Annotated in this window: 9 protein-coding genes; all 9 read left to right on the top strand. The window is 38.1% G+C overall.

Annotated features, from left to right (window positions below):
- Positions 1-237: 237 nt before the first annotated feature.
- The 9 genes from ACTL4S_RS01730 (at position 238) to ACTL4S_RS01690 (ending at position 13,249) form a co-directional block, all read left to right on the top strand.
- Positions 238-2,934 carry a hypothetical protein gene (locus tag ACTL4S_RS01730; RefSeq protein WP_441298629.1) on the top strand — a complete coding sequence of 899 codons (2,697 nt, stop codon included), beginning with the start codon at positions 238-240 and terminating at the stop codon, positions 2,932-2,934.
- Positions 2,935-3,357: 423 nt separating this feature from the next.
- Complete coding sequence (locus tag ACTL4S_RS01725; protein ID WP_075168050.1) at positions 3,358-4,329, top strand: YagK/YfjJ domain-containing protein; 972 nt, start codon at positions 3,358-3,360, stop codon at positions 4,327-4,329.
- Between the two features lie 312 nt (positions 4,330-4,641).
- Positions 4,642-5,676: a DUF932 domain-containing protein gene (locus ACTL4S_RS01720; RefSeq protein ID WP_312328710.1), complete on the top strand. Its 1,035-nt coding sequence runs from the start codon at positions 4,642-4,644 to the stop codon at positions 5,674-5,676.
- A gap of 150 nt (positions 5,677-5,826) precedes the next feature.
- Positions 5,827-6,891 carry a YqaJ viral recombinase family nuclease gene (locus tag ACTL4S_RS01715; protein WP_409449629.1) on the top strand — a complete coding sequence of 355 codons (1,065 nt, stop codon included), beginning with the start codon at positions 5,827-5,829 and terminating at the stop codon, positions 6,889-6,891.
- Positions 6,892-7,066: 175 nt separating this feature from the next.
- On the top strand, positions 7,067-7,966 hold the full coding sequence (locus ACTL4S_RS01710) for a recombination directionality factor (protein WP_312328711.1): 900 nt from the start codon (positions 7,067-7,069) through the stop codon (positions 7,964-7,966).
- A 90-nt stretch (positions 7,967-8,056) separates the two neighbouring features.
- Positions 8,057-8,287, top strand: a complete 231-nt coding sequence (locus tag ACTL4S_RS01705; protein ID WP_005096077.1) for a helix-turn-helix transcriptional regulator — start codon at positions 8,057-8,059, stop codon at positions 8,285-8,287.
- Between the two features lie 72 nt (positions 8,288-8,359).
- A complete protein-coding gene (locus ACTL4S_RS01700; protein ID WP_111281993.1) occupies positions 8,360-8,944 on the top strand; it encodes a class I SAM-dependent methyltransferase in 585 nt (194 codons plus the stop codon).
- Positions 8,937-9,953 carry a DUF8808 domain-containing protein gene (locus tag ACTL4S_RS01695; protein WP_441298628.1) on the top strand — a complete coding sequence of 339 codons (1,017 nt, stop codon included), beginning with the start codon at positions 8,937-8,939 and terminating at the stop codon, positions 9,951-9,953. Before ACTL4S_RS01700 ends, ACTL4S_RS01695 begins: the two co-directional genes overlap by 8 nt.
- Positions 9,954-9,997: 44 nt before the next feature.
- On the top strand, positions 9,998-13,249 hold the full coding sequence (locus ACTL4S_RS01690; protein ID WP_213686955.1) for a helicase-related protein: 3,252 nt from the start codon (positions 9,998-10,000) through the stop codon (positions 13,247-13,249).
- The last annotated feature ends 10 nt before the right edge of the window (positions 13,250-13,259 follow it).

The raw sequence follows: 13,259 nt of genomic DNA, 5'->3' as shown, positions 1-13,259 counted from the left end.
GAAATCCCCCTTGAAGCATATTGGTTCAAGGGGGATTTTTTATGTCTGATAGAAATATTGGTTGGTGGAAATACTTGTCTAGCATGTTGTAATTGAGTGCAATGATTATTGTAAGTTATAAAATTTGCTGTTGTATTTGTAAAAAATTGCTGCGATAAAAACCTGAGTTTGCTGTAGTAAAAAAAGAGTAAATGATTCATTATAGAATAATAAAACAATAACTTAGGGTATTTCAGCGTGTCTAATACTACTTATTTGAGCAATTCTTCCTTCGTGCGGAGCAGTGATTTATTTAAGATTATGGAACTCCGCTATTCACATTCTATTTTTGATAAGGATGGTTGTTTTAATATCATCTCACCAGTTTCAAATTCCTTAGAGTTGATTCGATGGTATCGTAATTGTGAAGATTATTTTTACCAATTGTCCGTCGAAGCTACGCCTCCTTCTGTAAATGATTTTGCGTCCTTTCAAACAGAATCAGATAAGTTAATAGTCAAAGATGAAGTGCTTGGAAATTTTGGAATAACAGAATACTCACAAGATTGTAGGAAGCTATACTCTGATTTGAGGTTACGTGAATATCGAAATTTGGTACTAAAAAAATATGGTGACAATGAACTGACCCATTGGTTAAAGGAAGTGTACCCCGTACGAGAACAGCTAAAATTATTAGCCAAAAATGAAGCGCGATTTGATGTAGATTTAGAATATCAATATCAATTTGAAGACGTACAGCTATTTTTAAAAAATACCCAGAGTGCATACTTTTTAGCATTTGATATTGAAATTGAAGCGGATCAGTTCAAAGGGGATGCGATTGAAAATTGGCGAGAAAATGCTGTTTTGTTAAAACCTCTATTAGAGAATGCGCTGAATGATATTCTGAAACAACAGTCGGATACTTTACGATTTTATGTGAAGTTTGAAGATGATGGGGTATATGGCTTTCGATTCCATGTAGTCATTTTTTTGCAATCTTTGACTTTGACTGAATCATCGTGGCTAGCAGAATTTAATGAAAAATTGCAACATAGATTGTCTGATAAAGTGTTGTTAAATGAGTGGTTGAAGCCACTTTACACAAAAAAAATAGACGAATGGCGTAATCATAGGGATTTAAATGAATTATGTTACTCCAAAGAAGATTTGGATGAGATGGAGCAAAGTATCCATTCCACTTTTCAAGACTATCAGCACGATATTATTTTTAAAATTATCAATTGGAATGAGCAATTAAGAAAGCTTCAACCTGAATTAAAGTTTGGAATAGATGATTCTTTTAGTAATGAAGACAGGCAAAAATTAGAGTATTGGGGGATTAAATACTTATTTATTTCTAGTAAGTATCTATATTTCCAGAAACATCATGAGGATTTACATCCATCTATAGTAAGCTTTGTTTATCGATTCTCAACCCACCCAAAAAAAATTCAGACTAAATTAGCAATACCTGAAAAACAGGAAAAATATAGTCGCTCTAGGGGTGAACAAAAGACAGAAAATTCAAATCAGTCAGGAAGAAAAAAATCTCAAGCGAATGAAGAGCCTGTAACCCATCAAAGAAGGACTGAGGTTAACCAAACTTCTTTCTACAGTGAAAAATTTGATATTACCAATAATTTACCTTTGGCTGACATTGTTGAATCAAAACCTAGACCAAAATTTCAAAGTAAACCTATTTTCAAAATAGAAAAGCTTCATGTTGGTGCACCTAAAGATGAAGATTTAATAAATCCCTCAAAAATCCTCATTTTAAAAGACTTTATTGATTACGTCTTGGATGAGAAAAATGGCATATGGAAAACTGAAATTAAAAATAAGCAACGTGTCAGTTGGGCTGAAATATTATTTAAAAATAAGATTCTTGATGCAGAACTTTTAGATTTTCTGATCAGGTTTGAGCATTTTATTGATAATTTACTAAGTGCTGCAAATCCTTATTTTGCAGTAGTACCAAAACGAGAATGTAATCCTGAAGAAATGTCTGTTGTTGGGGGGCAGTATCTTTCTTTACTTTATGACTTTCATACACAAGATATTGAAAATAAGTTAAATGAGCTGAGTATTCAATCAGGTTATTGGATTTTGGTTACTAGGATGTTTGAATCTCGTGCTAATGAAGAATATCAGTCCGATCTTTTACAATTGAAGATGCATCACCAGCAAGTTCAAAAGCTTAATGACTTGATGAAAAAGGCGCAAGTATTGGTTGCAGAGTATCAAAAGAAAATGAAGCAACCTTTAACATATCTAAAGTATGCAAATGCAAAGTTGTGGCAAAAGGCTTTTGATAAAGAACGCATTCTTATGCGTTGGCAATTTAATCTGCCAAGTGACTCCAATGTAAAAGAAGAATTAATGTCAGTTTTTAATAAATTTAAAACGAGGTTATCAGGTAAAGAACGCCACTTTAAGGATGTTCAACATATTCTATTGGAATGTAAGAAGCATCAAAGTGCTTCTTTGGATGTTGTATTGATTTTTGATAGTGCTGAATTAGCGGAACATCAAAATAAGCTCAGTGAGCATGTTGTAGAATTATGGACAAAAACTGTAGAAGCTGAAATGAAAAAGCGAGGAAACCAAATGAATTTTGGTCAACTTGAAGATTTAGCACATAGTATTAGCTTGATTCCAACACATGAACAATTGGCAGTGAAATATCTATTTATTAAAAATAGTAAGATGGCTAAGGACAAATTAGTCATTTCTGATCTTATTCCATTTTTTATTTCGCAAGCTATTTTTTTACAGGATGTCTCTTCCGATCAAAGATACAAACTCAGCATGAGCCAATATTTAACAAACTTGTTTGTTAAAAAAGAGTCTGTGAGTAAGAAACCTTTAAGATCTACAGTTAAAAAAATGCCATTGAAACTGGAAGAACATACAACAAAACTAAGCTTAACAATTGACGAATCAGTGACTTAACTTTAGCTTAACTCAACCACCCCCATATAGCCCGTAATATGGGGGTATTTAAGAAACACCGCCCTTGCCACTAGGAACTATTGAGGTGTCTTTCTAGTATGTCTTATTCGGTAGTTTATAATATAAACAAATAAAGCTTAGGATTATCAATAACTCACAGAAAGAATAAACACATTTATCTGATGATACCGTGATTTCAATAAACTATACGATTTCAATTGCATCAACTAATGATAGTGAACACATATTGATCTATACGTAATCGGAGCAATCATAGATTTATTCAAGCCTTCAACCCAAACTCATAAAAGTAAGTGAATTCAATAGCTGACTGAATATTGGTACAACAAGATAAGATAGCTTTCAAAATAAAAAAATACATAAGTGACTGATGAGATGAATCAACTAAAGGAAATTCACACAATGACATCTCAACGACAAAATCAACCACTTTCAGAAAGCCAAATTCTATTGGATATTGAAAAATTCACACAAGAAATTATTAGTTGTGGACTTTATTCTGAACAATTGACGTACTTCAAATACCTCTTGGAGCAATTTGATCTTATCTATGATATAGATTTGTTTTACTGCGATTACCTACAAGCATTCATCAAGCTGAAATTAATACTAGATGGGATGCGCTATAGTCCTTTTCAACCTATAGGATCAGATTATCAAACAGCTGATAACTATGACTTTGTACTTTCACTGACACCTGAACAATTACAGGAACTACTGCAACAGGCTCAGCTTTGTAAGAGCAGTATCTATACAGATATTCAGCAGTTTCATTTACAGGAAGTTGATAATGCAAAAAGTCTTGCGGAATATCTCACGAAGCTTTTTAAGCATTATTCACGGATACTAGTGGTACGGGTGGATTTGAAATATACAAAAGAAGCTCAGACAGACATCAATATTAAACAGTTTTATCAGCATTTTGAGAAGATGCGAAATCGCATATCAAATCAAGATACCTGTTTTGAAAATCTACATGGTTATGCTTGGGCAATGGAGCAAGGGACAGAAAATGGCGGTTATCACGTACATTTGCTATTGATCTATAGTGCGGATAAACATCGTAAAGGTTCATATCTGGCACAGCAAGTTGGTGAGAAGTGGGTTGAACTGACTAACCAACAAGGGACTTATTACAATTTGCATAATAAAGCATATATCAACCAATTGATAATGCAGGGTAATGAGATAGGCATCGGCACACTGTCACGGGAGGTGGAAGGCGATTTGGAGAAATTACTCACAGTTGGCTTGTATCTCACAAAGGAAACCAAAGAAAGCCAAAGGTTGAGGGTAAAGACTACTAAGGGTATGCAAACTTTTGGGCATGGAAAATTTGAAATAGACAGCAGACGAGGGATCAAAAAAGGCTGAACACAGCACTTTTGATTTATACATTATTAATCAAAAAAGCCATCTTGAATAAACCGCAAAAGTGGTTTTAAACGCATCATGCGACTACCGCGAGATGATGGCTATGCTACTAGCATCATAAGATCTAAGTTTCCTAAGACTGATTGAAACATATTTCAGTTATATAACATCAATATGAATCAATCAGGAATTGGATTTATCAAGTGATGAGTCCGTTCTAATTACATCAATCAAATAGAAGACTGCTCGATTTCATTCCTGATAAAGGGAGTGAGATTGAGCAGTCTTTTTTGTTTATTAAGGATAATTATCATGGCACATCAAATCGAAAAAATGGCTTATGTTGGTGATACCCCCTGGCATGGCTTAGGTAATCAACTCACTCAAAATCAGCCGATTGAAATCTGGGCCCAGCAAGCAGGCATGGATTGGCGGATTGAATCCTCCAATGTTAGCTACATGGCAAAGAATGAACGCGGGCAGAGCATCATTATGCCTTATGAAGAACAGCGGGTACTGTATCGTTCCGATACTCATGCACCCTTGTCTGTGGTCAGTCAGCGTTATCAGGAAGTCCAGCCTATGGAAATTCTGGAGTTCTACCGGGATCTGACTGAGCAATCTGGCTTTGAGCTGGAAACCGCAGGTGTACTTAAAGGTGGGAAGAAGTTCTGGGCATTGGCACGTACCGGGCAATCTACGGCACTCAAGGGCAAGGATGTCAGTAATGGCTATATTCTGCTGGCGACTGCCTGTGACGGTACACTGGCGACTACAGCACAGTTCACCAATATCCGGGTGGTATGCAATAACACCTTAGCAATTGCCTTACGTGGACAGAGCAGCAGTGCGGGTGTGGTCAAAGTCCCGCACAGTACCAAGTTTGATGCGGATAAGGTCAAACAACAATTGGGTATTTCAGTCCGTGCATGGGATGAACACATGTATGAAATGAAACAGCTGAGTCAACGTAAAGTCACTCAAGGTGAGGCAGCAGCTTTCTTTGATGCAGTGTTCAACAATACCAGCATGAGTGTTGCCGATCAGGAGGAGAACATCATTCAGTTCTATCGGAATATGGCTACTCCAACTCCAGCCAAAGAAAAGCCTGAACCGAATGGACGTGCCATGACTAAAGTCATGGACATGTTTAATGGGCAAGGACGTGGTGCGGAGCTCAGCTCAGCCAAAGATACCGCCTACGGTTTACTGTGCAGTATTACAGAGTTTGCCGATCATGAACGTCGTGCCATGAGTACCGATCATCGTCTGGACTCTGCTTGGTTTGGTGCAGGTGCTGCGTTAAAGCAGCGTGGACTAGAACAGGCGCTTCGCTTAGTGGTTTAAGTTTCATTTAAGCCAGTGCTATTACAATAATGGTCAAGGGTCATGTAGATGATCCTTCTCCAGTGAAAACCCCCTTTTGCCACATCTCCAGATGTGGCTTTTTTTATGCCAAAAATTTTTACAGACCTCACTCCTTATAAGGATTAAAGCATGAATCAGATTACACCGATAAATACCTCTCAACTCCCTCATTTCCCAATTCCGAATGAGATGAATGAATCAAATACCGTAGGTAAACGAACAGCGACAGCCAAACGTTTAGCCAATACTAAAAATATGGATTACCAAGAATGGCTAGAAGTGCGTAAGCAAGGGATTGGCAGCAGTGATGCTGCAACCGCCTGTGGCCTAAATCCTTATATGTCTATGCTGGAGCTGTGGATGATCAAGACTGGTCGAACTCAGCAAAATATAGATGATGACAGCTCAGGCGTTGCACCTTTGTATTGGGGAAAACAGTTAGAGCCGCTGGTGGCTGAGTACTACAGTCGGCACACCAACAATAGAGTCCGTCGGGTCAATGCCGTGCTTCAGCATCCCGATCAGGATAAGTCGTTTATGTTGGCAAATCTGGACTATGCGGTCGTGGGTAGCGATGACGTGCAGATTCTGGAATGTAAAACAGCTGGGGAACATGGTGCCAGGCTATGGCGAGATGGTGTGCCGTTATACGTGTTGTGTCAGGTGCAACACCAACTTGCAGTCACAGGTAAACAGGCAGCACATGTCTGTGTCCTGATCTGTGGGCATGAAACCAAGATCTTTAAAGTCAGCCGTTCTGAATCAGTGATTCAACACATCATTCAGGCAGAGCGTTATTTCTGGGAATGTGTGGAAACGGATACACCGCCATCAGTCGATGCCAGTGAATCCGCAGCCAAAGCCATTCTGCAACTCTATCCAGCGCATGTGCCGCTGAGCGTTGAAGATCTCTCGCAAAATGAAAATGCCAACTTGATGTTCGATCAGCTCATCAAAATGAAAGAAGAGATTCAGCATAAGCAAGAACGCTTTGACCAGTTGAAGCATCACATCCAAATGCTGATGAAAGATGCTGAACGAGCCACCTTTGCTCATGGCTCGGTGGTCTGGAAGAAAGCCAAGGATTCCATCAGTCTGAATACCAAAGCATTACTTCAGCATCAGCCTGAACTCATTGAGCTTTACCCACTTCAAAAGCAAGGCAGTCGTCGATTCAACATCTATACCGACTAGCCTGTTTCAGCCCATTCAAATAGCGAGGCGAAAAAACCGCTCCCCGCCCTCCATTCGCTAGGAATAGAGGGCAATACGGTCGCGGCTTTTGTAGCGAGCTATATACATATTTATTGAATCAGGTGATCTATATAAAGCTGGATGATCTGTACAAAATCAAATTGAGGAAAATAAAATGATTAAAGGTCTAGCAATTACACCGCCTACGTTGGGGCGTATCAGTATTGGTCGGATGGTGGAAAAGAATGGCAAACGCCTACCGGAAAAGGATGACCAGTTCACTATTACTAGCCAAATTCAAAGCAAAGATGGATGGGTGAAACATCCACTGGATGAACAGCTTCGAGCGAATGTACCCAATCAAAAGCTACGCTCAATTCCTGTCAGAATGATCTTCAATGATCCTGACTTAAACCTACGTGCAGAATACACCTTATTTGACCGTCAGACCGGACGGCCAGTCTGTGTCGGCAATGGAGAGACCTGCCAGCGTTTAACCAATCAAGGGGTCGAGCAACATCCATGTCCATCCCCTGATTTATGCCCATTGGCTCAAGGAGGGAACTGCAAGCCCTACGGTCGCCTGCATGTGAATTTGGATGATTCGGATGAATTTGGCACCTTTATCTTTAGAACCACAGGCTTTAACAGTATTCGGACTTTGGCTGCACGACTGAGTTATTACCATGCAGCTTCAGGAGGCTTACTGTCGTGCCTACCATTGCAACTGACTTTAAGAGGGAAAAGTTCCACACAAAGCTATCGTCAGCCGGTGTATTACGTGGATCTGACTTTACGGGAGGGCATTAGCCTAAATGATGCGATTACTCAAGCCAAGCAAATTGATGAACAGAGCAAGCAGGCAGGGTTTTATCAGGAGGCTTTGGACTTTACGGCAAGGAAGGGTTTTGCGAATGCGCGATTTGAACCGGATATAGAGGAAGGATTGGATGTGCTGGAAGAATATTACCCTGAACAAGAACAAAACCGGGTGGTGGAGCAACAAGCTTCGCCTGAAGAGTTTGTACAGGATATTCAGCAGGGGTTACAGCAAAGTGTACGAGCTGTGAATTAAGCGAGAGGAGATAGCTAACGTTAAATTTTACAGACCAGCTCTATTATTTGAGCGAATAGCCGCTCGCATCAATGATTAGGAGCTAGCCTCATGAATGCGTTTATCGGTCAAACATTTCAAATGAATCAACTCATTAGCATTAAGCAGGTCGTAGAATTTGTCGGTGTGGGGCGTTCTACCATCTACGAGATGATGGATGAGGACTCACCTTACTATGATCCAACCTTTCCAAAGAAAGTTAAAATTACTCAAAATCGTATCGGCTGGTCAGCTTATGAGATCCATCAATGGATTGAAAGTAAGTTGGCGAGTCGAGAATAAGGGATGCTCTTAGCTCCCTTATTTTTTTGTTTTCTTGTAGACTGAAAATGTCTTTTAGCCTAAGTGTCCGTAATGAAAACAATAGACTACTACAATAAGCATGCAGAAGAATTTACAGCTTCAACGTTTGAAGTTGATATGGAAAGCCTATATCAGCCATTTCTAGTTGAGCTGCAGGAAGGTGCTCGGATTCTTGACGTTGGCTGTGGTCCAGGACGAGATACTCTGGCTTTTAAAAATAAAGGCTATCAGGTCGATGCAATAGACTATTCAGAAGAACTCGTCAAAAAAGCAACTCAGCTTACAGGTATTCCTGTTAGGTTACAGAGCTTTTATGAGATTGATGCTGATCAAGCTTATGATGGAATTTGGGCGTGTGCATCGTTGTTGCATTGTGAGCGTACTCGTTTAAAGGAAGTGATAGGAAAACTGCTGAGTGCGCTTAAGCCAAACGGTATGCTTTATATGTCTTTCAAATATGGCAACGGCGATAGACAGAAGGATGGGCGGCAATTTACTGATTTAGATGAGGTTCAGGCAAAAGCTTTACTTGGGCAGTTTGATCGTGTCCAACAGATCCAGCAATGGATTACGATTGATCAACGACCTGAACGACAAGAAAAATGGCTCAATCTGATTTGGAAAAAACATGCCTGATTTTATTCCTACGGCGCAAGAACAGCTTAAGTTCCTTAAAAATATTCAGCTGATCCTACAGTCAGGTAGTTTTAGCAGTACCTATAAATTTGCATTGCTCATTAGCCTTAGCCGATTGGCTATTGAAAAAGGTGAAGACTCAGGTGAGAGCCTATCACTTGAGTATGCTGAGATTGCAGAAAAGTTTATCGAGCTGTATTGGAAGCAGGCTGTACCGTATGTATTTAACGATGCAGGACAACTGATTTTAAATCAGAACAATGGTAAGCAAGCTGCCATTGTAAACCGAATCATTGAGCTTCGGCATAGTTACTCATCTCTTGGGCTGTTAAGACGAAACTCACTGGTATGGTTAAAGCTCGTTAAAGATGTGGCTCGTACTGTAAAAGACATGCCAGTCCGTTATCTACAAAACATTAATGGTCAAAATTTTGAGTTTTTATATCAGCTTGATCGGTGTGGAAAGCAACTTATTCTTCTACCGCAAGTCATGTTTTGCTTAAGGCAATTCAGTGAGATCATTGAAGAGCTGTGTCAGAAACGTTGGATCGACTATATCCGGAAGAATAGCAGCAATGCGTCCATCTTGAATCAATTACCTAATCTTGAACAATTCATGTTTGAGCCGAGTAGAAACCAGTTGAATGCGGTAGCAAATGTATTGGTCGATCTACAGGACTGTAAATGCTTCTACTGCAATAAACCGATGCGCAATGGCAATTACGCCGTTGATCATTTCATTCCATGGTCTATGTATCCATCAGATACAGGGCATAACTTCGTATTGGCAGATTCAAGCTGTAATTCTAAGAAAAGTAATCTACTCGCATCTGATGAGTTTTTGCATAAGTGGCAAGAGCGTAATGAAGAACAAGATTTGATTATTGTGGATCGAATTTCTGTGCTGGGGTTCCTAACCAATAAAGAACGGTCACATAAGGTTGCAGAGTGGGCTTATCGGCAAGCTAATGAAAATAACTATGTTAAATGGAATGTGATAAATAGCTAAAGTCTTATAAATTAGAAGACGAAAAATTCATTAAAATAAATATAATGAAAGAGTTATTTAGAATAATTATTGGGGGAATCGTGCTTTTAATTGACAATAAAACCGAAACGGTAAGTGAAAAACTGAAGCAAATTGATAATACTGATGCGACTTTATCGATGCAGTCAAATAAATTCACGATCTATGCCTTTGATGCTTTAAGAAAAGAATTAACTACTATAAAAAAATCAAGAATATTGCTTTCTCAATCACACTGGGACATGCAATCATTGGTAGGTTGTGAGAAAGATACCAGTCTTATAAATCAATTAGGACAAAAAAGAATAGCTTTGAAGTGTTTGGAGTGGCTGAATAAGAGTCATGTCGAGATCGCTACTCATTCACGTGCTGCAGAATCTAATAATATCATTTGTATAGAAAAGGGCGATGCTTTATCTGCAATTTATGGAGATGCTTCTTTTAGTCCAGAAGGATTGGGTGAAATACCTCCTCTAAAGCAGCAAATGATTACTTACACGGATGATGCTTTAGTTGCGTGTAGAGTCTTAGAATGGTTTAAAAATCTTTGGGATGATCAGGAAAATCTAGTTCATATAAAGAAAGAAATTGTCAAAAGGATTGAAACACTCACGGAGGATCAGCCTCTAGAGAGTATCTATTTACTCACGTTATTTAATATTTTTAGTAACTTTCTGGGTGATCTTGATCAAGAAAAATTACTGAGAAGTAAAACTGGCTTTAAGGATTCGATTGTCTGGAATAAGCTTTTTAAATTCCAAAAGGATGGTGTTGTTGGAGCCATTGAAAAACTTGAAAAATTCAATGGTTGTATTATTGCTGATAGCGTAGGTTTAGGGAAAACATTCGAAGCATTAGCGGTGATTAAGTACTATGAATTGCGTAATGATCGAGTTTTAGTTCTCTGTCCTAAAAAATTACGTGATAACTGGACGATGTACACTATTAATGATAAGCGCAATATCCTAGCTGAAGATCGTTTCAATTATGACGTTTTAAATCACACAGATCTAACACGTACTAAAGGTTTTTCGAGTGAGATAAATTTAGAAACCTTAAATTGGGCTAATTATGATCTTGTGGTGATTGATGAATCCCATAATTTTAGAAATACGCCTACGAAAGTGACTGGCAATAGCCGATATGAAAAATTGTTAAATGACGTATTGAGAGCTGGCGTAAAAACGAAAGTGTTGATGCTTTCAGCAACTCCAGTCAATAACAGAATGAATGATTTAAAAAATCAAATTGCATTCATTACGGAAGGGCGAGATGTTGCATTTATAGATCAGGGCATTAAAAGTATAGAAAGAACTTTAATGTTGGCCCAGAAGCAATTCAATCAATGGGTGAAGTTACCCGTAGATGAGCGAACGACGGCAAATTTATTAGACAGTATGAGCTTTGATTACTTTAAACTCTTGGATATTGTCACAATTGCACGGTCTAGAAAGCATATTGAAAAGTATTATGGTGTTGAGGATATCGGTAAATTTCCAGAACGTTTAAAACCTAAAAATATTTATGCTGATTTAGATTTAAAAGAGGAATTTCCGCCACTCAAAGAAGTTAATAAAACCATCAGACGATTGACGTTAGCTGGATACTCGCCATTGAAATACGTCAGAAATGACAAAAAAGATGAATATTCTCGTAAGTATGATAAAGCCGTTGGGGGCGGTAAAGGGGTCTTTAAACAGATTGATCGTGAAGAAAGCTTAATTCATTTAATGCGTGTGAATCTACTTAAGCGTATGGAAAGTTCGATTCATTCGTTCACGCTTACTGTTGCAAAGCTCGTTAATCAAGTCACAGGCCTTCTCGATAAAATAGAGAAACTACAACATGGCGACATTGAAGCTTTAAATATAGAAGATATTCAAGATATAGAGTTTGAATCAGCTGAACTTGAACCCTATTTGATTGGCAATAAAACCAAAGTGCTTTTGCAAGATATGGATTTGATCCGTTTCAAGCAAGATTTGGCTGCAGATCAAATATTCTTAACCTCTATTCTGCAGATAGCACAAGAAATTGATATTTCAAGAGATGCTAAGCTTCATAAGCTTAAACAGGAAATTCTATTTAAAGTCCAAAATCCTATTAATGCGGATAACAAAAAACTAATCGTCTTTACCGCTTTTGCAGATACTGCTGAATATCTTTATAAAGAACTCTCATCTTGGGGTGTGAGTGCGTTAGGGATTCATAGTGCTCTTATTACTGGTAGTGGATCGAATAAAACAACATTAAAAGGTTTAGGTGCTGATCTTAATACATTACTTACTGGGTTTTCACCAATATCTAAAGAACGTGATAAAACAAATATTTCAGATGAAAAAGAAATAGATTTACTGATCGCAACTGACTGTATTAGTGAAGGACAGAACTTACAAGATTGTGACACTTTGATTAACTACGATATTCATTGGAATCCAGTCCGAATCATCCAACGATTTGGACGTATTGATCGTTTAGGCTCTAAGAACACACAAATACAATTAATTAATTTTTGGCCCAATATGGAGTTGGATGAATACATCAATCTTGAAGCGAAAGTTTCAGGGCGTATGGTGTTATTAGATATTTCAGCAACGGGTGAAGAAAATGTAATTGATCCAAATAATGTTGAAATGAATGATTTGGAATACAGAAAAAAGCAACTACAGCAACTTAAAGATGCAGTTGTCGATTTAGAAGATATGGCAGGTGGGATTTCTCTTACTGATTTAACTTTAAATGATTTCCGCTTAGATCTATCAAATTACCTTAATACGCAAAATAACTTACAAACGTTAGAGGCAATGCCTTTTGGATTGTTCTCAGCTGTATCCCTTCGACAATTTAAAGAGAGCTATGATATTCCGAAAGGAATTATTTTCTGCTTGAAAAGTTTAAAAACAGGGAAAGATGCTTTGCAAATTAGTGACCACTATCCTTTGCATCCTTACTTTTTAGTGCATGTTAGTTTTGATTTAGACATTGTTCATCAATATACACAACTCAAGCAGATTCTAGATATTTTTAAATTAGCATCTTTAGCTAAAGTTCAAGTCGATCAAACGGCGTACCAACAGGTTAATTTAATGACTAAACAGGGACAAGATACGACTTTATTTAAAAAAATGCTGGTCAAAGCAATTGAGAGTATAGAAGGGAAAAGTGAGGAGAAAGGAATCGAAAGCTTATTCCATAAAGGGGGTACTGTGCTATCAGCCTCAGGTAGTCAAAACCTGGAAGATTTTACAGTGGTGTCCTATTTGGTTATTACGGATTAAGAGTGGGAAT

Origin of the sequence: Acinetobacter lwoffii (assembly GCF_052078135.1) — a bacterium.
Classification (GTDB): domain Bacteria; phylum Pseudomonadota; class Gammaproteobacteria; order Pseudomonadales; family Moraxellaceae; genus Acinetobacter; species Acinetobacter lwoffii_Z.
This window is presented reverse-complemented; position numbering and strand designations above follow the sequence as displayed.